Origin of the sequence: Streptomyces sp. NPDC021562 (genome assembly GCF_040640875.1) — a bacterium.
Classification (GTDB): Bacteria; Actinomycetota; Actinomycetes; order Streptomycetales; family Streptomycetaceae; genus Streptomyces.
The window spans coordinates 14,946-35,297 of sequence record NZ_JBFACN010000014.1 but is presented as its reverse complement, the minus strand read 5'-3'; the positions used below and the strand labels follow the sequence as shown (position 1 = coordinate 35,297).

Annotated in this window: 15 protein-coding genes and 1 pseudogene; 11 read left to right on the top strand and 5 right to left on the bottom strand. The window is 72.6% G+C overall.

Annotation, left to right across the window (positions count from 1 at the left end; translation table 11 throughout):
• Positions 1-244: 244 nt before the first annotated feature.
• The 3 genes and pseudogenes from AB0G52_RS22445 (at position 245) to AB0G52_RS22435 (ending at position 3,369) form a co-directional block, all read left to right on the top strand.
• Complete coding sequence (locus AB0G52_RS22445) at positions 245-913, top strand: glycoside hydrolase family 11 protein (protein ID WP_132890790.1); 669 nt, start codon at positions 245-247, stop codon at positions 911-913.
• Positions 913-1,593: pseudogene (locus tag AB0G52_RS22440) on the top strand (polysaccharide deacetylase family protein); the annotation flags it as partial. The gene AB0G52_RS22445 and the pseudogene AB0G52_RS22440, both read left to right, overlap by 1 nt.
• A 111-nt stretch (positions 1,594-1,704) precedes the next feature.
• Positions 1,705-3,369 (top strand): hypothetical protein, encoded by a 1,665-nt coding sequence (locus AB0G52_RS22435; protein WP_361338116.1) that lies wholly within the window; start codon positions 1,705-1,707, stop codon positions 3,367-3,369.
• A 10-nt stretch (positions 3,370-3,379) separates the two neighbouring features.
• Here the strand turns inward: AB0G52_RS22435 and AB0G52_RS22430 are convergent, their stop codons facing one another.
• On the bottom strand, positions 3,380-5,464 hold the full coding sequence (locus tag AB0G52_RS22430; RefSeq protein WP_132890793.1) for a SpoIIE family protein phosphatase: 2,085 nt from the start codon (positions 5,462-5,464) through the stop codon (positions 3,380-3,382).
• Between the two features lie 207 nt (positions 5,465-5,671).
• Between AB0G52_RS22430 and AB0G52_RS22425 the strand changes: the two genes are divergently transcribed.
• The 8 genes from AB0G52_RS22425 to AB0G52_RS22390 all read left to right on the top strand — a co-directional run bounded on the left by AB0G52_RS22425 (position 5,672) and on the right by AB0G52_RS22390 (position 16,450).
• Positions 5,672-8,140 (top strand): SpoIIE family protein phosphatase, encoded by a 2,469-nt coding sequence (locus tag AB0G52_RS22425; protein WP_132890794.1) that lies wholly within the window; start codon positions 5,672-5,674, stop codon positions 8,138-8,140.
• Between the two features lie 219 nt (positions 8,141-8,359).
• Positions 8,360-9,877 (top strand): hypothetical protein, encoded by a 1,518-nt coding sequence (locus AB0G52_RS22420; RefSeq protein WP_132890795.1) that lies wholly within the window; start codon positions 8,360-8,362, stop codon positions 9,875-9,877.
• Positions 9,878-9,920: 43 nt separating this feature from the next.
• Positions 9,921-11,546: a serine/threonine-protein kinase gene (locus AB0G52_RS22415; protein WP_132890796.1), complete on the top strand. Its 1,626-nt coding sequence runs from the start codon at positions 9,921-9,923 to the stop codon at positions 11,544-11,546.
• A gap of 155 nt (positions 11,547-11,701) precedes the next feature.
• On the top strand, positions 11,702-11,920 hold the full coding sequence (locus AB0G52_RS22410; RefSeq protein WP_132890797.1) for a ferredoxin: 219 nt from the start codon (positions 11,702-11,704) through the stop codon (positions 11,918-11,920).
• Complete coding sequence (locus AB0G52_RS22405) at positions 11,917-13,320, top strand: FAD-dependent oxidoreductase (RefSeq protein WP_361338112.1); 1,404 nt, start codon at positions 11,917-11,919, stop codon at positions 13,318-13,320. The genes AB0G52_RS22410 and AB0G52_RS22405 overlap by 4 nt, the downstream gene beginning before the upstream one ends.
• A 63-nt stretch (positions 13,321-13,383) precedes the next feature.
• Positions 13,384-14,652: a cytochrome P450 gene (locus tag AB0G52_RS22400; protein WP_132890799.1), complete on the top strand. Its 1,269-nt coding sequence runs from the start codon at positions 13,384-13,386 to the stop codon at positions 14,650-14,652.
• 7 nt (positions 14,653-14,659) lie between these two features.
• Positions 14,660-15,742 (top strand): NAD(P)-dependent alcohol dehydrogenase, encoded by a 1,083-nt coding sequence (locus AB0G52_RS22395; RefSeq protein ID WP_361338110.1) that lies wholly within the window; start codon positions 14,660-14,662, stop codon positions 15,740-15,742.
• Between the two features lie 30 nt (positions 15,743-15,772).
• Positions 15,773-16,450: an HdeD family acid-resistance protein gene (locus tag AB0G52_RS22390; protein WP_132890800.1), complete on the top strand. Its 678-nt coding sequence runs from the start codon at positions 15,773-15,775 to the stop codon at positions 16,448-16,450.
• 83 nt (positions 16,451-16,533) lie between these two features.
• Here AB0G52_RS22390 and gap read toward each other — a convergent pair whose 3' ends face one another.
• From gap to AB0G52_RS22370, 4 genes are all read right to left on the bottom strand, one after another.
• Complete coding sequence (gene gap / locus AB0G52_RS22385; protein ID WP_132890801.1) at positions 16,534-17,529, bottom strand: type I glyceraldehyde-3-phosphate dehydrogenase; 996 nt, start codon at positions 17,527-17,529, stop codon at positions 16,534-16,536.
• Between the two features lie 121 nt (positions 17,530-17,650).
• Positions 17,651-18,607, bottom strand: a complete 957-nt coding sequence (locus tag AB0G52_RS22380; protein WP_132890802.1) for a helix-turn-helix domain-containing protein — start codon at positions 18,605-18,607, stop codon at positions 17,651-17,653.
• 63 nt (positions 18,608-18,670) lie between these two features.
• Positions 18,671-19,036, bottom strand: a complete 366-nt coding sequence (locus tag AB0G52_RS22375; RefSeq protein WP_132890803.1) for a hypothetical protein — start codon at positions 19,034-19,036, stop codon at positions 18,671-18,673.
• 104 nt (positions 19,037-19,140) lie between these two features.
• Positions 19,141-20,235 (bottom strand): LacI family DNA-binding transcriptional regulator, encoded by a 1,095-nt coding sequence (locus tag AB0G52_RS22370; RefSeq protein WP_207921820.1) that lies wholly within the window; start codon positions 20,233-20,235, stop codon positions 19,141-19,143.
• Positions 20,236-20,352 lie beyond the last annotated feature (117 nt).

Sequence of the window (20,352 nt, the reverse complement as noted above, 5' to 3'; positions counted from 1 at the left end):
TTCGTGACCTTCTTCGAAACATTCGGGATTTCTCGGCGCTTCAATGGATCTTCAGTTGGCTGATTGTCGACCCCGTCGATCTCCTACTGCCGAAATGGGTCTGTGAACTGCATGGATGGCCGCGACGGTGGAACGAAGGTTTCGAAATAATCACCGAAACTGTTGACAGGTGGCATGGGCAGACCAACACTCCCCACCAAGTCACACCCGCAGCAACCCGCACAGGCCACAGAGGAGGCACCGCATGAACCCGCTCGACCACGCCCTCAGCCGCCGGAGCGCCGGCGCCCTGCTGCTGGGCGCCGCCGCCGGGCTCGCCCTGCCCGGCACCGCCCGCGCCGCCACCGTCGTCACCACGAACCAGACCGGTTCCAACGGCGGCTACTACTACTCCTTCTGGACGGACTCCCAGGGCACGGTGTCCATGACGCTCGGCTCCGGCGGCAACTACAGCGCCAGCTGGCGCAACACCGGCAACTTCGTCTGCGGCAAGGGCTGGAGCACCGGAGCCCGCCGCAACGTGACCTACTCCGGCAGCTTCAACCCCTCCGGCAACGGCTACCTGTCCCTCTACGGCTGGACCTCGAACCCGCTCGTCGAGTACTACATCGTCGACAACTGGGGCAACTACCGGCCCACCGGAACCTACAAGGGCAGCGTCACCAGCGACGGCGGCACCTACGACATCTACCTCACGACCCGGTACAACGCGCCGTCCGTCGAGGGCAACAAGACCTTCAACCAGTACTGGAGCGTCCGCCAGTCGAAGCGCACCGGCGGCACCATCACCACCGGCAACCACTTCGACGCCTGGGCCAGGGCCGGCATGTCCCTCGGCAGCTTCAGCTACTACCAGATCCTCGCCACCGAGGGCTACCAGAGCAGCGGCAGCTCCAACATCACGGTGGCATGATGAGCGCCCCGGTGGAACGCTCCTTACGCCCCGTGGTGGCCGCCGCCGTCGCACTGGCCGCCGCCGGCACCCTCACCGTCGGCGCCGTCCCGTCCCACGCGGCCACCTGCACCGGCTACGTGGGCCTCACCTTCGACGACGGGCCGTCCGACGCCCACACCCCGAGCCTGCTCAACGCCCTGCGGGCGAACGGGCTGCGCGCCACCCTGTTCAACGAGGGCCAGTACGCGGCCGCCTACCCCGCGCAGGTCAGGGCCGAGGCCGGCGCGGGCATGTGGATCGGCAACCACAGTTACACCCATCCGCATCTGACCCAGCAGTCCCAGGCGGGGATCGACTCGGAGATCTCCCGCACCCAGTCCGCCATCGCCGCCGCCGGCGGCGGGACACCGACCCTGTTCCGGCCGCCGTACGGCGAGACCAACGCGACCGTGCGCGCGGTCGAGGCCAAGTACGGACTGACCCAGATCATCTGGGACGTCGACTCGCAGGACTGGAACGGCGCGAGCACCGACGCCATCGTGCAGGCCGTCTCCCGGCTCACCAACGGCCAGATCATCCTGATGCACGAGTGGCCGGCCAACACCCTGGCCGCGATCCCGCGCATCGCGGGGACCCTCACCGCCAAGGGGCTGTGCCCCGGACGGATCTCCCCCCAGACCGGCCGCGCGGTCGCACCCTGAGGAAACAGCGGCACCGGTGGCGCGGCGGCACGTCAACCGCCGCGCCACTGTCATGACTTCGGATGAACCGCGATCCGCCGGATCCCCCGCGTCGATAGGTTCGCCACCGTGGACTACTACGACCTGGGCCGTCACAGCCGACGTGTCACGACGTCGTCCCCCGACGCACAGACCTGGTTCGACCGGGGGCTGAACTGGACCTACGCCTTCAACCACGAGGAGGCCGTGCGCTGTTTCGAGGCGGCCGGCGCGGCCGACCCGGACTGCGCCATGGCCGACTGGGGCGTGGCCTACGCCCTCGGCCCCAACTACAACAAGCCCTGGGAGTTCTTCGACGAGCAGGACCTCGCCCGCACCGTGGAGCGCACCCACGCCGCCGTGCAGCGCGCCCACGCCAAGGCCGCCGTCCGTGCGACCCCCGTGGAGCGCGCCCTCGTGTCGGCCCTGCGCGCCCGCTACCCGCGGGCCGCCGCCCCGGACGCGGCGGCCTGCTCGGTGTGGAACACGGACTACGCCGACAGCATGCGCACCGCCTACGAACTGGCACCGGACGACCCCGACGTGGCGGCCCTGCACGCCGACGCCCTGATGAACCTCACGCCCTGGCAGCTCTGGGACATCCGCACCGGGGTGCCGGCCGACGGCGCCCGCACCCTGGAGGCCAGGGCCGTACTGGAGCGGGCCCTCGCCACCGAGGCGGGGACCCGGCATCCCGGCCTGCTGCACCTCTACATCCACCTGATGGAGATGTCGCCCACGCCCGAGACCGCGCTGCCCGTCGCCGACCGGCTGCGCGACCTCGTCCCCGACGCCGGGCACCTGCGGCACATGCCCTCGCACCTGGAGGTCCTCTGCGGCGACTACCGGCGCGTCCTCTCCGACAACACCGCGGCCGTCACCGCCGACGAGAAGTACCACGCGCGGGCCGGCGCCATGAACTTCTACACCCTGTACCGCTGCCACAACCTGCACTTCAGGATCTACGGCGCGATGTTCCTGGGCCGCCTCCAGGACGCCCTCGCCACCGCCGAACTGCTCGAGGCCGCCGTCCCGGAGGACCTGCTGCGGGTACCGAGCCCGCCGATGGCCGACTGGCTGGAGGGCTTCCTGGCGATGCGGGTGCACGTCCTGATCCGCTTCGGCCGCTGGGACGACATCCTGCGGCTCCCGCTGCCCGCCGACCCCGTGCTGTACTGCGTCAGCACCGCGATGCTGCACTACGCGCGCGGCGTCGCGCACTCCGCGACCGGCCGGATCGCCGAGGCGGAGACGGACCGCGCCCGGTTCCGGGAGGCCGTGGCCGCGGTGCCCGGCACGCGCACGATCTTCAACAACACCTGCGCCGACGTCCTGGCCATCGCCGCCGCCATGCTCGACGGCGAACTCGCCTACCGCAAGGGCGACTTCGACACCGCCTTCAGCGCCCTGCGGCACGCGGTCGACCTGGACGACAACCTCCCCTACGACGAACCCTGGGGCTGGATGCAGCCCACCCGGCACGCCTACGGCGCCCTCCTCCTCGAACGCGGCCGCGTCACCGAGGCCGAGGCGGTCTACCGGGCCGACCTCGGCCTGGACGACACCCTGCCCCGGCCGTTGCAGCACCCGGGCAACGTCTGGGCCCTGCACGGCCTCCACGAATGCCTGCGGCGGCTCGGCAAGGACGGCGAGGCCCGGATCGTGGCCCAGCAGCTGAAACTCGCCGCCGCGAGCGCCGACGTGCCGATCACGGCGTCCTGCTTCTGCCGCACCGACTGCTGCGGCACCCCGTAGGTCCACCGGACTACAGCGCCCGCGCCACCAGCAGCGCCACGTCGTCGTGGTCGTCGGGGTGGCGCAGACCGTGCAGCAGCAGGTCGCAGGTCTCCTCCAGCGGACGGCCCGGCTCCTCCAGGAAACCGAGCAGGACGTCTAGGCGGTCGTCGATCGGATGCCGGCGGGTCTCCACCAGACCGTCCGTGTAGAGGACCAGCAGATCGCCCTCGGCCAGGTCGACGGACCTGGTCTCGAACGGGATGCCGCCGACGCCGAGCGGGGCGGCGGCCGGCAGCTCCAGCAGGGCCGGCGCTGCGCCCGAGTGGACCAGCGCGGGCGGCATGTGACCCGCGTTGGCCATCTCGCAGCGCCTGGTGGCCGGGTCGTACACCGCGTACAGACAGGTGACGATGTAGTGCTCTAGATCGCAGGTGATCTTGTCCAGGTGCTGGAGCACGGCGGCGGGCGGCAGCTCCAGGTCCGCGTACGCGCAGGTGGCGGTGCGCAGCCGGCCCATCGTGGCGGCCGCGTCGATGCCGTTGCCCATGACGTCACCGACGACCAGCGCGGTCCGGTCGCCCGCCAGCGGGATCACGTCGTACCAGTCACCGCCCACCTCGCTGGTCGCCTGCGCGGGCTGGTAGCGGGAGGCCAGCTCCAGACCCGTGTGGTGCGGCGGGTGGTCGGGGAGCAGACTGCGCTGCAGGGTGAGCGCGGTGTTGCGGACGCTCTGGAACCAGCGCGCGTTGTCGATGGCGACCGCAGCGCGCCCGGCCAGCTCGCTGGCGAGGACCACGTCGTCCTCGTCGAACGGCAGCGGATTGCTGGTGCGCTTGAGGTCCAGGACGCCGAGCACCTCGCCGTGGGCGATGAGGGGCACGGCCAGGTAGGAGTGGACACCGGCCTGCGCCAGCAGCTCGCCCCCCGCCGCGTTGCGCGCGATCCGCGGGAGGTCGTGCGCGCCGACGCGCGGGACCAGGACCGGTCGTGCGGTGTGCACGCACAGCGTCACCAGGCGGTCACCCTCGTACGCAGCCAGATCGCCGGGGGAGTCGGCGGCCCGCAGTGCCACCGTGGGATGCGCCGCCTTCAGGGCGAGGGCACGGAACAGCTCCGGGCCGTTGTCCGGACGGCGTGAGCGGCGCAGGGCGAGCGCCGAGTCCAGCACGTCCACCGCGACCACGTCCGCGAGGACCGGGGTGGCGACCTCGGCCAGCTCGGCGGCGGTGCGCTCCACCTCCAGCGACGTGCCCACCCGCGCGGAGGCGTCGGCGATCAGCGCGAGCCGGCGCCGGGCCCGGTCGGCCTCGGCCGCCGCGCGGTGCCGCTCCGTGACGTCGACGACCGACGCCGCCGCGCCCAGGACCCGGCCGGCGGGGTCCTCCAGCCGGTAGAACGACAGCGACCAGGCGTGCTCGTGGTCCGGATCGGCGGGCGGCCGGCCCACGTGGTACTGGTCGAGCAGCGGCGTACCGGTGGTCAGCACCTGGCGCAGCGCCGACTCCACCGTGTCGATGTCGGGCAGCGGCAGCGTCTCCCGCAGATGCCGCCCGATGTGCTCCTCGGCGGGGATGCCGTCGATGCGCTCCAGGGCCGGGTTCACCAGTAGGTAACGCAGGTCGGGGTCGAGCAGGGCCAGGCCGATCGGGGACTGGTTGATCAGACGCTCGCACAGCGCCAGGTCGGTCTCCACCCGCTGGAGCAGGTTGTGGTCGGCGACGATCCCCAGGGCGTAGACGTCCCCGAGGTCGTCCAGCAGCCGCATGCTGCGGAACTCCATCAGGCGGCTGCCGCCGTCCTTGTGCCGGACCGGGAAGGCGCCGGCCCAGGCCCGGCCGGTCTCCAGCACCTCCGAGAAGAGGCTGACCGCCGCCTGCAGATGCTCGGGATCGACGAGCAGACGGGCCGCGTACCGGCCCAGGGCCTCCTCGGCCGAGTATCCGAACAGCTCCCCGGCCTGCGGGGTCCAGAAGACGATCCGGCCCTGGGAGTCCAGGGCGACCGCGGCCACGCTCAGCACGTCCAGCAGGCCGGTCGGACGCAGCCTTCCCCGTCCGTACCCCTCACCGCCGGAGCCGTCGGCACCACCGGTCCCCAGGGAGTCCGCACCCATCCGTCAACCACCTCCACCGGCCGCCGGGCCGATGCCGCGGCCGCCACGGCACTTCCATGCTGCCCCCGCCCCGCCACTCGCCCAACTCCAGACGGGTACCCCGCCGCCGGCGGCGGCCCCGGCCGGTCCCGGTCACCCGGATTCCCCACGGACCGTGCGCAGCGGTCGGACAAGCAGGAACATGGGGGTACGTAGAGGATGTAGCCAATGGATTCTCCGCGAGAAGACCTCGACGCGCAGGCCCCCGTGGGCGCACGCGATCTCCTCGACGCGTCCAGCGACGCCGCGGCGGTCGTGTCGGCCGCGGGTACCGTGGTCGGCTGGACCCGCGCCGCCGAGGCCCTGCTCGGGCATCCGCCCGCCGAGGTGACCGGACGCCCCGCGGCGCGGCTGCTCGCCATGCGCGCCGACCCGGCCCGGGCGGCCGGCGTCGCCCAGCGCTGCCGTTCCGGCATGGGCTGGAGCGGGCTCGTACCGCTGCGGCACCGCGACGGCCGCAGCGTCCTGGTCGACCTGCGGGTCTCCGCGTCCTTCCGGATCGACGACGAGGAGTGCTTCCTGCTCTCGGCACGCGAGCAGCGGCCCCAGTGGCCTATGGGGCAGTCCGTCCTCGACGGGTTCCTCACCCGCTCGCCGATCGGCATGGCCGTGATGGACCTGGAGCTGCGCTACGTATGGCTGAACGACACCCTGGAGCAGTTCGGCGGAGTCCCCCGCGAGCAGCGCCTGGGCCGGCGTTTGAGCGAACTGCTGCCCGGGCTGCAGGCGACCACCCTCGAGACCCTGATGCGCGAGGTGCTGAAGACCCGGGAACCGGTCACGGACTACGAGTACCTCGGCTGGAGCTGGTCCGACCCGCACCGCCAGCACGCCTACTCCACGTCCTTCTTCCCCCTCGTCGGCCCCGACGACTCCGTGACCGGCGTCTGCTACCTGGTCTCCGACGTCACCGAGCGGTGGGCCGCCCGCCAGCTGCTGTCCCTGGTCAACGAGGCCGGCACCCGCATCGGCACCACGCTCGACGTGCTGCGCACCGCCCAGGAACTCGCCGACTTCGCCGTCCCCCGGTTCGCCGACTTCGTCATCGTCGACCTCCTGGAGCCCGTCCTCAGCACCGAGGGGCACGGCACCTGGCTGACCGACGCGGGGCCGGCGCCGGCCAGACCGGCGATGCGGCGCGCCGCGCTGCGGACCGTCCGCGAGGGCCACCCCGAGGTTGTGGCACAGGTCGGCGACAAGGTGGACTTCCTGCCGCCGCCGCACGGCCTCGACCTGCTCATCAAGGGGGAGGCGATCCTCATCCCCGAACTCGACCCGGAGGACCTCCTGTGGGTCACCGAGCAGCCCGCGCGGGCGGCCCGCATCCGGGAGTTCGGACTGCACTCGCTCATCTCGGTCCCGATGCGGGCGCGCAACACCGCCCTCGGCCTCACCACCTTCGCCCGCTCGCTCAACCCGGCCCCCTTCCAGGCGGACGACGTCCTGCTCGCCCAGGAACTCGTCGCACGGGCCGCCGTCTGCGTCGACAACGCCCGCCGCTACACGAGGGAGCACACCGCGGCCGTCACCCTCCAGCGCAGCCTGCTGCCGCAGGCGCTGACCGGCGGTACGGCCCTGGACGTGGCCTCCTCCTACCTGCCGGCGGACGCGACGGACGGCGTCGGCGGCGACTGGTTCGACGTGATCCCGCTGTCCGGCGCCCGGGTCGGCCTGGTCGTCGGCGACGTGGTGGGCCACGGCCTGACCGCGGCGGCGAGCATGGGCCGGCTGCGCACCGCCGTGCAGACCCTCGCCGACATGGAACTGCCTCCCGACGAACTCCTCGCCCACCTCGACGACCTGGTGCTGCGGCTGGGGGAGGAGGAGAACTCGGGCACGGCCTCCGAGGGCAGCACCGCCACGTTCGTCGGAGCGACCTGCCTGTACGCCGTCTACGACCCGGTGACCCGGCGGTGCGCCATGGCCCGGGCCGGGCACCCGCCGCCGGTCGTCGTGGCCCCCGACGGGCAGGTCCGGTTCCCCGAGATGCCCGCCGGGCCGCCGCTCGGACTCGGCGGCATGGCCTTCGAGGCCACCGAGATCGAACTCGCCGAGAACAGCCTGATCGGCCTCTACACCGACGGCCTCATCGAAGGCGCCGACCGCGACGTCGAGCTGGGCATGGCCCGCCTGCGCGCCGCCCTGGCGGTCCCCGACACCGACCTCGACACGCTGTGCGCGTCGGCCGTGCAGCAACTGGTCCCCGTTCCGCAGCCCGACGACATCGCCCTGCTGCTGGCCCGCACCCACGCCCTGGGCATCGACCACGTCGTCTCCTGGGACGTACCCGTCGACCCGGCCGCCGTCGGCGAGGTCCGGGCCAAGGCGGTGCACCAGGTGCTCACCTGGGGCTACGACGAGCTGGTGACGACCACCGAACTCATCGTCAGCGAACTGGTCACCAACGCCATCCGGTACGCCGAACCGCCCATCACCCTGAGGCTGTTGCGCGACTCCCGGCTGACCTGCGAGGTCGCCGACGGCAGCAGTACCGCGCCCCGGCTGCGGCACGCCCGCAGCACCGACGAGGGCGGCCGCGGCCTCTTCCTGGTGGCCCAGCTCGCCCACCGCTGGGGCGCCCGCCACACCGCCGACGGCAAGATCATCTGGGCCGAGCAGGAGATCCCGGCGACGTGAGCCCGGCGGGGCCGGGCGACGGGGGCCTGTCGAATGCGCATGTTTGGCCGTACGCTGTCAATTGATGAGGATTCGGCTGCAATGGGGGGAGCCGCCATGTCCGGGGACGCGTACGGCCCGAGCCGGAAACCACCGGACCACGGACCGCAGGACCGAAGACCTCCGGACCCCGGACCGCAGGGCCACGCCTACCCAGGGCCGGGAGTCCTCGTCCCGCCCATGCCGTCGAGTCCGCCGCCCGCTCCACCCAACGCCCTGCGTGCCACCGCCGTCGCCCTCCTCAACCTGAGCGGCCTCGGCCTCGGGTACCTGCTGGTGCGCAGGCGGCTCCCGATGGCCGCCTGCCTGGCGGCGACCGTCGCGCTGCTCCTGGTGGCCCTGCCCGCGGACGCCGACGGCGTGCCCGCTGCCGCGTCGGCCGGCTACGCCGTGGTGCTGCTGCTGGCGGCCGTGCACGGCGCCCGCGTCGGCCTGCGCACCCGGCTGATCCTGCCCGGACGGCGGCCCCTCGCCCTCCTGCTGGGTGTCGCCCTCCTCGCCGTCCCGGTGGGCGGCGCGCTCTGGTACGACAGCGCCCACGAGGAAGCCGTGCAACGCGCGCTCCTCGACCGGCTCGACCACGCGGACGAACGCGTCGCCGCCGCTGCCCACGAGGGCTTCGCCGCAGCCAGACCCGACTACCAGGACGCCCTGGCCGTCTACCGCGACCTCGCCGTCCACCACTCCGGTTCCCGTGCCGCCGCCCAGGTCCCCGACCGGCTGAGGACCTACTACACGACGGTCGCCGCGGCCTACGGCCACCACGACTACTGCACGGCCGTCGCGCCGCTGGAGTACCTGCGGACGGTGCCCGACTCCGTGCCGAAGGACCAGCTCGGCGCGCTCGCGCACTGGCCCGACGACCGGCTGGCCACCTCGCTGTACGAGTGCGGGGCGCAGGGCCTGGCCGGTGACGGCACCGACTGGGTCCCCCGGTTCGGCGAGCTGCTGCGCACGTTCCCGGACGCCGGTCAGACCGCCAAGGTCGTCCCGGCCCTGGACGCGGCCGAGAAGAAGGCGGCGAAGGCCGTCTCCGGCGACGACCCCTGCACCGCCGTCGAGCGGCTGCACACCCTGAACTCGGGGATCACCCAGCTGTCCGGCGGCTCGGGCGCGCCGGCCGGCGCGCTGGGCGAGGTCGCGTCCCGGGCCGACCGCAGCGGTGACGCGGGGGAGTACCAGTGCGGCGTCAGGCAGTACGAGGACGGGGACTACGCCAAGGCCCAGGAGACCCTCCAGCAGTTCCTCACCGACAACCCGCACGACGGCAACGGTGCCCGCGCCCGCAAGATCGTCATCGGCGCCGAGGTCGCCCAGACCCTCCCTGCCGCCGGCAAGAGGCTGCCCACCACCGCCTCCGGCGGCGGCATCTCCGTGACCGTCAAGAACGACAGCCCCGACGACATCACCGTGCTCTACACGGGCCCGGTCACCGGCAGCTTCACCCTGAAGGCGTGCGGCGGCTGCAAGGCGTACTCGTTCGCCGGCACGATCACCCCCGGCTGGCAGCCGTGCGCCGACAGCGGCCGGAACTACCCGCAGCGCACGATCAGTCTGCCGCCCGGCACCACGTACTTCGTGCACCAGCCGAAGAACGACACCACGGCCACCCCGGGCTCCGACACCGCCAAGCTGCGCTACGGCTACGTGTACACCGAGTGCGCGTACACGACACAGTCGCTAGCGTCCGGTTACTGAGCGGGCCGGGAGGCTGTCGGACCGGCCAACTATGCTCCGGCGCATGAACGACGAGGACGACGAGGGCAGGGACGCCCCCGCCAGACGGGTGGTCGACGGGCGGTTCGAGCTGGTCGCCCGGCTCGGTGGCGGCGGCATGGGCACGGTCTGGCGGGCCACCGACGTGGTGCTGCGGCGCAGCGTGGCCGTCAAGGAGGTACGGCCGTCCGACCCGGGCCTCGCCGAGTACGACCCGGAGGCCGCCCGGCTGCTGCGCGAACGGGTGCTGCGGGAGGCCCGCGCCCTGGCCCGGGTCGACCACCCGAACGTGGTGACGATCCATCACATCGTCGACGGCGGGCCCGGGACCTACCCGTGGATCGTCATGGAGCTCGTGACCGGCGGCTCGCTCGCCGACCGCCTTGCCGGCGGGCCGGTGAACCCGGTCGAGGCAGCGCGGATCGGCCGCGAGGTGCTGGCCGCGCTCCGCGCCGCCCACGAGGCCGGCGTCGAACACCGCGACGTGAAGCCGGCCAACGTCCTGCTGCGCCCCGACGGCCGCCCGGTGCTCACCGACTTCGGCATCGCCGCCGTGCGGGAGGCCACCGCCCTCACCGCCACCGGATCGGTCATCGGCACCCCGGACTACATGGCACCGGAGCGCGTCTCCGGCAAGGACGGCGGAGCGGCCGCGGACCTGTGGTCCCTCGCGATGATGCTGTACGTGGCGGTCGAGGGCCACCATCCGCTGCGCCGCGGCACCACCCTCGCCACGCTCGCCGCGGTCCTCGCCGAGGACGTCCCGCCACCGGTCCAGGCCGGCCCCCTGACGGAGGTCCTCACCCGCGTCCTGGTCCGCGACCCGGCGGCCCGCCCGGACGCCGTCGCCCTGGACCGCATGCTGGCCCGAGCCGCCCGGGAGACCGGGTCTCCCACGTCCTTCCCGCTGCAACCCCCCTCCGCCCCACCGCGGGACGCACCGCTTCCCGTCGTACGGGACGCCTCACCGCCTGACCCGACGCCCACCTCCCCCGGACCCGTTCCACGCCGCCGCCGGACGCTGCTCCTCCTGCCCGCGGCCGCGGTGGCCGTCGCCGGTGTGCTCGCGTGGAACCTGCTGCCGGGCACGGGCGCCCACACCCCCGGCCCCGCGGACTCCGGCACCCCGCGCACCACGGCATCACCCTCGGCCGGGAGCACCGCCGCCCCCACCGCCGCGCAGCAGACCGCCGGTACGGACCTGCTGACCCCGCAGGGCATACGCACCGCCGTCGCGGCCTTCGAGAAGCAGACCGGCCGGGACCGCTTCGGCAAGCTCACGGTGTACCCGGAGTACGTCATCGCCTGGCTGATGGTGAAGGGCAGCGACACCGCGTACGACATGTACACCTACCGCGCCGGGCAGGGCGTGCGGAAGGACATCGTCTCGGGCACCCTGCCCGGTTCCGGGACCCCCGTCCGCCTCGACGGCTTCGACTGGGACAAGGTCCCCTCCCTGCTGGCCCAGGCCCGAAAGCAGCTCAAGGTGCCCGCCCCGACCAGCCGCTACCTGGTCGTGGACCTGCCGGGCGACGCCTTCGGCGACCCCGCCGGGATGTCCGTCTACCTCAGCAACAGGTACAGCCAGAGCGGATACCTCCAGACGGACAGGAAGGGCGAGGTCGTCAGGGTGGTGCCGGCCGAGGGATGAGGCCGGGCGAGCGGCCGGCGGTTTGCGATCGTCCGCGCACGGGACGAACATTTTTTGTGGGCGGAACGGCCGGAACACGAGGTCCTCGTCGGTGAGCTCCCCACACAGCCGGGCGAACCGCTCAGCCGGGCCGGCAGATCGAAGGGAGTCTGCCCATGCGCATCGTCGTGGACCTGAACCGATGCCAGGGATACGCCCAGTGCGTGTATCTGGCGCACGACGTCTTCAGGCTGAGCGGCCAGGAGGCGCTCACCTATGAGCCGAACCCCGACGACGAGCAGCGCCTGCAGGTCGAGCGGGCCGCTGCCGCGTGTCCGGTGCAGGCGATCGTGATCGACCGTGTGGACGGCGCGGAGGGAAGTGCGGCGTCATGACCCTGCGGGCAACGGTCGCCGAACTGGTGCGCGAGTTCCGGGCCAGCGGCCGGATCGTCGTCGTGGGAGCCTCCCTGGCCGGGCTGCGGGCCGCGGAGTCCCTGCGGGCGGAGGGCTTCACCGGCTCCCTGACCATCATCGGGGACGAGCCGTACGAGCCCTACGACCGTCCGCCGCTGTCCAAACAGGTACTCAAGGGCTGGGTGCCGGCCGACCACACCAAACTGCCCCGGATGCGCGAGGTGAACGCGGACTGGCGGCTCGGAGTGGCCGCCGTCGGGCTGGACCGCGTCACCAAGCAGGTGCGTCTCGCAGACGGGGAGCAGGTGCCGTACGACCGGCTGCTGATCGCCACGGGCACCCGGGCGCGGCAGTGGCCGAACCCGGACGAGGCCGCCCTGGAGGGCGTCTGCACGATTCGCACCCGGGACGACGCCGCCCGGCTGCAGAAGGCACTGGCCGCGTCGCCCTCCCGGGTGCTGGTCATCGGCGCCGGCTTCATCGGCTCGGAAGTGGCCTCCGTCTGCCGCGAGTTGGGCATCGCGGTGACCGTGGTCGAGCGCGGCCCGGCGCCGTTGGCGGGCGCGCTCGGCGGGGTGATCGGAGAGATCGCCGCGCAGATGCAGCGCGAACACGGCGTGGACCTGCGCTGCGGGCTGGGCGTGTCGGCGCTGGAGGGCGACTCCGCAGGGCATGTGCGGCGCGCGCGGCTGTCCGACGGCGCCACCGTCGACGCCGACGTGGTGGTGGCCTCGCTCGGGTCGATCCGCAACGTCGAGTGGCTGGAGGGGTCGGGGCTGGCAGCCGGCTTCTGGGGCGTCGGGTGCGACGCCGGCGGCCGTGCCTTCGACATCAACGGCGTGGTCACCGACAGCATCTACGTGGCCGGTGACGTGGCACGCGCGCCGCATGTGCTTTACGAGTACCAGTTCCTGGCGATGGAGCACTGGGACAACGCCGTGCTGGGCGCCGAGGTGGCGGCCCACAACATGGTCAACCTGGAGCCCCACTACCGCCCGCATCTGCTGCTGCCCGGCTTCTGGTCCGGTCAGTTCGGCGTCAACATCAAGTCCGTCGGCGTGCCGCCTTTCGGTGACGAGATCGTCGTCACGCAGGGGTCCGTCGCCGACCGTCGCTTCGCCGCGGCCTACGGTCGCCGGGGCCGCATCGTGGCGGCCGTGACCTTCGACCACGGCAAGTGGCTGGAGTACTACGGGAAGCTGATCGAACGGTCCGGTCCGTTCCCGCCTCCGCCGCCGGGCTGGGACCGGCCGACCGACGCGAAGCCGGTGCCGGCGGAGTTCCCGGACCCGAGGGTCCCGACGGCGATCCCCGACGTCGTCCTGACCGGCCACGCGCCGAGCGAGCGCAAGGCCGAGTTCCGGCCGCGGCGCCACTGACCCGGCCCGTCGGGTCCTGTGCGACCCGCGGACAGCACCGACAGGAAGAAGGAGGGGAGCCTCGTGGTCGAGGAAACCCCCTGGCAACAGGCCCTCCGCTATGCCAACCGGGCCAATCCGTACCCGTTCTACGAGGAACTGCGCAAGGAGCCGGTCGCGCGGCAGCCGGACGGCACCTATGTCGTCAGCACCTACCGGGAGGTCGTCGCGCTGCTGCACGACCCCCGGGTCAGTTCGGACCCGCGCAAGCGTCCCGGGCCGGGCGCGGCGCCGGGCGAGGGCCCGGCGGATCCGGAGGCCGAACCGATCAGGGCGGTGCTGACCGAGCCGAACATCATCACCTGTGATCCCCCCGAGCACGACCGGGACCGCCGGCTGATGATGCCGCACTTCGTCGGGCCGCCCCACGCGCCTCACCTGATCACCGACCTGCAGCCCGAGATCCGCCGGATCGTCGGCGGACTCCTGGACGACATGAGGGGCAAGGACCGGATCGACGCCGTCGACGACTTCGCCTACCCCCTGCCGGTGACGGTGATCTGCAAGGTGCTGGGCGTGCCGCTGGAGGACGAGCCACGCTTCCACCACTGGGTGGAGACGGCCCTGGACGCCCTGGACTTCGGCCCCGAGGCCGCCTCCGAGGAGATCCGGAGCCGGCAGTCCGGAGGGCAACAGGCCGTGCAGGATTTCGGGCGGTTCACGGCCGAACTGCTCGACCGGTACGCCCGGGAGCCCGGCCCCGGCATGCTCTCGGCCCTGGTGCACGACGACAGCCCGGAAGGGCCGCTGTCCAAGGGCGTCCTCGTGAGCAACGCCCTGCTGTTGATCTTCGCGGGGCACGAGACGACGGTGAACCTCATCGCCCACAGCGTGCTCACCCTGCTGCGGCACCCCGACGCGCTCGAAAAACTGCGCCGCAGGCCCGAGCTGATCGTGCCCGCGGTGGAGGAACTGCTGCGCTTCGAGTCGTCGGTCCAGTTCTGGCACACCCGTTCCGCCGTGGAGGACATCGACATCGCCGGCACCACCATCCCCAAGGGGGCGCCCATCTTCCTGGCGTACGGCTCGGCGAACCGCGACCCCGAACGGTTCACCGACCCCGACGAACTCGACCTGGAGCGCCGCGACAACCAGCACCTCGGGTTCAGCCAGGGCATCCACTTCTGCTTCGGTGCTCCGCTCGCACGGCTCGAAGTGCAGATCGCGGTGGGCGAGTTCGTCCGGCGGGTGCAGAACCCCCGGCTGGTGCAGGACCCGCCGCCGTACCGGCACAACCAGATCTTCCGCGGCCCGCGGCACGTTCTGGTCGACATCGACGGCATCGTCGACTGATCCCGCCATGTGGGCCTTCCAACTCGTCGGCTGGCAGCAGCCGCCCGAACTGCGCGAGGTGCCGGTACCCGAGCCCGGGCCGGGCCAGGTCCTGGTGCGGGTGGCGGGTGCCGGCGCCTGCCACTCCGACCTGCACGTCATGGGGGCACCCGGACCGCTGCCCGGCTTCACGGACCTCCCCCTCACGCTGGGCCACGAGAACGCGGGACGGGTGGCCCGGCTGGGAGCAGGCGTCACCGGGTTCGCACCGGGAGACCCGGTCGTCGTGTACGGCTGCTGGGGCTGCGGGGTGTGCGTCCAGTGCCGTCAGGGCCGGGAGAACTACTGCCAGCACCTCGCCGGTCAGGGCCCGGGCCTGGGCGGCGGGCACCACGGCGGCATGGCCGAGTACCTGCTGGTCCCGGCGGCGCGTCACCTCGTGCCGCTGGGCGGTCTCGACCCCTGCCGGGCCGCCCCGCTCAGCGATGCCGGACTGACCGGCTGTCACGCCGTCAAACGGTCGCTGCACCTGCTGGGCCCCGGCTCGACCGCCGTCGTGATCGGAGCCGGCGGACTGGGCCAGATGACCCTCCAGATCCTGCGCGCGCTCAGCGCGGCGACCACCGTCGTGGCCGTCGACACCGATCCGGTCAAACTGGAGACCGCCACGCGCCTGGGCGCCGACGAGGCACTGCTCCCGGGTGACGGGGCGATCGCCCGTATCAAGGACATGACGGCAGGGCAGGGCGCTGAGCTGGTGCTGGACATGGTCGGCACGGACCCGACGCTGCGGATGGCCGCTCAGGTGGCCCGGGTGCTCGGCCACCTGACCATCGTCGGCCTCGGCGGGGGAGCGCTGCCGGTGAACTTCTCCAGCCCGCCGCACGAGTGCTCGGTCGCCTCGCCGTACTGGGGCTCCCTCACCGAACTGATGGACGTGGTCACCCTCGCCCAGCAGGAGAAGATCGAGGTGGTGGTCGAACACTTCCCCCTGGACCGCGCCGCCGAGGCCTACCAGCTCCTGCACGACGGAAGGATCCAGGGACGCGCCGTCATCACTCCGCACGCGATATGCGGCCGATCGGGTGACGATGGACCTGTAGGGACCTGACGACGCTGTTCCCAGAAGGAGGCAGCTGACATGACATCTCCTTCCGCTTCCACCGGTCCTGTCCCGCCACGGGACACCGGCCCACAGCAGACTCCGCTCGCCGACGGCGCGGCCGCGCTCGCGAACCTGGGCTGGCAGCTCCTGCTCACCATGGGGCTCGCCACCATCGCCCTCGGCGTCGTGGCCCTCGTCTGGCCAGGCCCGACACTCCGCGTCGTCGGCGTGCTCTTCGGTGTCTACCTGCTGGCCACCGGCGTCTTCCAGCTCGCCGCCGCCTTCGGCACGCACGTGCGCCGGAACCTTCGCGTCCTGCACTTCCTCACCGGCGCGGCCTACATCCTGCTGGGGCTGATCTGCTTCCGGGGCCCCCTTGAGTCGATCTTCCTGCTCGCCCTGTGGATCGGCTTCAGCTGGCTGCTGCGGGGCATCCTGGAGACGGCCGCCGCGGCCTCCGATCCGGCCATGCCGGCGCGCGGCTGGCACGTGGCCTTCGGGATCATCGGTGCCATGGCCGGCATCGTGATGATCATTCTGCCGTTCGCCTCCATCGCCACCCTCACCCTGGTGACGGGGGTCATGGCCATCGTCCTGGGCCTGACCGAGGCGTTCCGCGCCGTCAGGACACGCGTCGAACTCGGCCACGCCGCTCCCGACACGGCCACCCGGCGGCGCCCGCTCTTCCACGCCCGGGCACACCCGCAGCACTGACCGCTCGGCGCGCGGCCGCTCGCCGGACGGGGGGCCGTCCCCCCACCTCCGGCGAGCGGCCCGCCGGCCGGCGTCGGTACCCGTCAGCGCGCCAGCAGCTCCAGGGTGTCGATCACCCGGTTCGAGAAACCCCACTCGTTGTCGTACCAGGCGACCACCTTGACGTGGCGGCCGTCGACGCGGGTGAGGGCCGAGTCGAAGATCGACGAGGCCGGGTTGCCCGTGATGTCCGACGACACCAGCGGGTCGTCCGAGTACTCGAGGACGCCCGCGAGCGGTCCCTCGGCCGCCGCGCGGTAGGCGGCCAGCACCTCGTCGCGCGTCACGTCCCGCGACACCGTGGTGTTCAGCTCGACGATCGAGCCCACCGGCACCGGTACCCGGATCGAGTCGCCCGACAGCTTGCCGTCGAGGTTCGGCAGCACCAGCCCGATCGCCTTGGCGGCGCCGGTCGTGGTCGGCACGATGTTGACACCGGCGGCACGGGCGCGCCGGGGGTCGCGGTGCGGACCGTCCTGGAGGTTCTGCTCCTGGGTGTACGCGTGCACGGTCGTCATGAAGCCGTGCTCGATGCCGGCGAGCTCGTCCAGCACCGCGGCCAGCGGGGCGAGCGCGTTGGTCGTGCACGAGGCGTTGGAGACGACCGTGTGCAGCTCCGCGTCGTACGCGTCGGTGTTCACGCCGTACGCCAGCGTCACGTCGGCACCGTCCGACGGCGCACTGACCAGCACCTTCCGCGCGCCCGCGTCGAGGTGGGCGCGGGCGGCCTTCGCCGACGTGAAACGGCCCGTGGATTCCAGCACGATGTCCACGCCGAGGTCGGCCCACGGCAGTCGCGCCGGCTCGCGCTCCGCGAGGACCTTGATACGGCGGCCGTCGACCACGAGGACGTCCCCGTCGACGCTCACCGGGCGGCCGAGGCGGCCGGCCGTCGAGTCGAAGGCGAGCAGCCGCGCGAGGGCGGCCGGCTCCGTGAGGTCGTTGACGGCGACGATCTCCAGGCTGCTGTCCCGTTCCAGCAGGGCGCGCAGCACGTTACGTCCGATGCGGCCGAATCCGTTGACGGCGATACGAGTCATAAGTGGTGTCCCTTCGCTACGCCATCAGGTTCGCGGCCCCGGCCCGGCCCTGACAGCGGCGAGATCGCCATGGTTCACAAGGATCCCGCCAGCCCCCCGCCCACCGGTCACACCGGCCGCCCTACTCGCCCTTGGTGAAGGTGCGCCGGTAGTCGCTCGGCGTCGTGCCGAGGATCCGCCGGAAGTGCAGCCGCAGGTTCGCTCCGGTGCCGAGGCCGACGTCGTCGGCGATCTGCTCGACGCTGCGCTCCGAGCGTTCGAGCAGTTCCCGGGCCAGGTCGACGCGGGCCCGCATCACCCACTGCATCGGCGTGTACCCGGTGTCCTCCGCGAACCGCCGCGAGAACGTGCGCGCCGACACCCCCGCGTGCCGGGCCAGCGCGTCGAGGGTGAGCGGCTCGCCGAGCCGGTGCAGCGCCCACTCGCGGGTCGAGGCGAACCGCTCACCGAGCGGCTCGGGCACGCTGCGCGGCACGTACTGGGCCTGGCCGCCGCTGCGGTAGGGGGCCGCCACCAGCCGCCGGGCCGCGTGGTTGGAGGCGGCCACGCCGAGGTCGCCGCGCAGGATGTGCAGGCACAGGTCGATGCCCGAGGCCGCGCCGGCCGACGTCAGCACGCTGCCCTCGTCGACGAAGAGCACGTTCTCGTCGACCTTGACCAGGGGATGCCGCTCGGCGAGGGCCCGGGTGTAGTGCCAGTGGGTGGTGGCGCGCCGGCCGTCGAGCAGACCGGTCGCGGCGAGCGCGAAGGCCCCGGTCGAGATGGCGGCCAGCCGCGCCCCGCGTCGGTGCGCGCCCAGCAGCGCGTCGACGACCGCCCGCGGCGGGTCCTCCCGGTCCGGGAACCGGTACCCCGGGACGAACACGATCTCGGCCCACTCCAGCGCGTCCAGGCCGTCGGCGACGTGGTACGACAACCCGTCGCCGCCGGTGACCGGACCGGGCGCCGCGCCGCACACCCGTACCTCGTACGGCATGCTCGCCCGGGTCGTGAACACCTGCGCCGGGATACCGACGTCGAGGGGCTTGGCGCCCTCCAGCACGAGGACGGCGACGCGATGCAGACGGACGGCAGACACAGCCCACAGGGTACGAGGACCCGACCCGTGTCCGGGCCGGTCATCGCGTCCGGCCGCGCCCGATCAGAGCTCCTCCTCCATGCGGATCGCCTTGCGCAGGTCCCCGGCCGACTCCTGAGCGCCCCCGCCCTCCCGCTGCTCCAGCAGCGCTCCGGCGATGCTGTCGAGCTTGCGCTGGAGGGCGTGCTCCGCCCGCCGCTCGGAGTTCTTCAGCAGGGCGAGCAGCAGCAGGTTCACGGAGGTCATGACATCGCCGACGAACAGTTGCCAGGTCAGGCCGAGGCCCGAGAGGTGCACGGCGACGAACGCGGCGACCAGGGCCACGCAGAAGCCCATGAACAGCGCGGAACTGGTGACGTTCGAGCCCGCCTCGGCCAGCCGCTCGAACCAGCCCCGACCGTCACGGGAGCGCTCGGCAGGATGCGTCATGGACACAGGGCGACTCCCGGGTCCGCGCGGTGCCCTTCACCACGGTCCCGCCCCGGGTACCCCGCACCCGCCCCTCTCACCCGCGGGCAGACCCGCCGGCGCCGTCACGCCGTGCGCGGCCGGGCGGTGCTGTCCCTGATCACCAGACGGGCCGGGACGAGGTCGGTGCCGGGGCGGCAGTCGTCGCCGGTGCGCAGCTGGCGCAGGACGTCCTCCACACAGCGCCGGCCGACCTCGGCGAAGTCCTGGTGGACGGTGGTGAGGGGCGGGATGAAGAAGGCCGCGTCCGGGGTGTCGTCGAAGCCGACCACGCTGATGTCGGCCGGGACGGACCGGCCCCGTTCGTGGAAGGCGCGCAGCAGCCCCAGGGCCATCTGGTCGTTGGCCGCGAACACGGCCGTGCACTCCGGCTCTTCGGCGAGCACGAGCCCGGCCGCGTAACCGGACTCGGCCGACCAGTCACCCCGGAGCGGGGCCGGAACCGGGCGCCCCGCCTCCTCCAGCACCGTCCGCCAGGCCTGGGCGCGGCGCTGGGCCGCGTACGAGGACTCGGGACCGGCCACGTGCCACACGGTCCGGTGGCCCAGCTCCAGCAGATGCCGTACGGCCCGGCGCGCGCCGTCGGCCTGGTCGGTGTCGACCACGCCGTAGCGGTCCCCGGCGTCCGAGTCCACGACCACCACGTGGACGCCGGGCGGCAGTTGCACGGTGGCGGTGTCCAGCAGATGGATCTCCATGATGACGATGACGGCGTCCACGGCCAGTTCGCCCATCCGCGTGAAGGCGCCCAGCACGTTGTCCTGCGTGGCCACGTCGATGGGGATGAGCGTGATCGCGTAGCCCTCGGCGGCGGCATGCGTGGCGATCGCCTCCACGGTGCGGCTGCTGCCCGTGGACGACAGACTGAAAAGGATCACGCCGATGGTGTTGAACCGGCCGTAACGCAGCGCGCGGGCCGCGCTGTTGGGCCGGTAGCCCAGCTCGCGCATCGCGGCCAGCACCTGTTCCCGGGTGGAACCGATCACCCCTGGATGCCCGTTGGAGACCCGCGAGACCGTCTGCGAGGAGACTCCGGCGAGTCGGGCGACGTCCGCCATGGAGACCCGCTGCTTGCGGCGCCCGCCGGGCACCCCGGAACCGCCCCGCCCCGCACCGCCCGCGGCCGGCGGGGCCGGCCGCCCGGGTTCGTTCAGGACCATCGGCCCATCCCTCAAATCTCCTTCATGCGCGGGAAGTCGGGACCGGGAATCTTGACGGCCGCAGAAGCGGGTGCCACGATTCCGACGCTTTCGAGTTTACGTAAACATCGCCGCGTG

Excerpts from the sequence above, each read along its gene's own strand:
- AB0G52_RS22420 (WP_132890795.1), top strand. The coding sequence starts at position 8,360 with ATGCCGTCGAGTCCGCCGCCCGCTCCACCCAACGCCCTGCGTGCCACC.
- gap (WP_132890801.1), bottom strand. The coding sequence starts at position 17,529 with ATGACTCGTATCGCCGTCAACGGATTCGGCCGCATCGGACGTAACGTG.
- AB0G52_RS22425 (WP_132890794.1), top strand. The coding sequence starts at position 5,672 with ATGGATTCTCCGCGAGAAGACCTCGACGCGCAGGCCCCCGTGGGCGCA.
- AB0G52_RS22430 (WP_132890793.1), bottom strand. The coding sequence starts at position 5,464 with ATGGGTGCGGACTCCCTGGGGACCGGTGGTGCCGACGGCTCCGGCGGT.
- AB0G52_RS22410 (WP_132890797.1), top strand. The coding sequence starts at position 11,702 with ATGCGCATCGTCGTGGACCTGAACCGATGCCAGGGATACGCCCAGTGC.
- AB0G52_RS22445 (WP_132890790.1), top strand. The coding sequence starts at position 245 with ATGAACCCGCTCGACCACGCCCTCAGCCGCCGGAGCGCCGGCGCCCTG.
- AB0G52_RS22390 (WP_132890800.1), top strand. The coding sequence starts at position 15,773 with ATGACATCTCCTTCCGCTTCCACCGGTCCTGTCCCGCCACGGGACACC.
- AB0G52_RS22395 (WP_361338110.1), top strand. The coding sequence starts at position 14,660 with ATGTGGGCCTTCCAACTCGTCGGCTGGCAGCAGCCGCCCGAACTGCGC.
- AB0G52_RS22415 (WP_132890796.1), top strand. The coding sequence starts at position 9,921 with ATGAACGACGAGGACGACGAGGGCAGGGACGCCCCCGCCAGACGGGTG.
- AB0G52_RS22370 (WP_207921820.1), bottom strand. The coding sequence starts at position 20,235 with ATGGTCCTGAACGAACCCGGGCGGCCGGCCCCGCCGGCCGCGGGCGGT.
- AB0G52_RS22405 (WP_361338112.1), top strand. The coding sequence starts at position 11,917 with ATGACCCTGCGGGCAACGGTCGCCGAACTGGTGCGCGAGTTCCGGGCC.
- AB0G52_RS22375 (WP_132890803.1), bottom strand. The coding sequence starts at position 19,036 with ATGACGCATCCTGCCGAGCGCTCCCGTGACGGTCGGGGCTGGTTCGAG.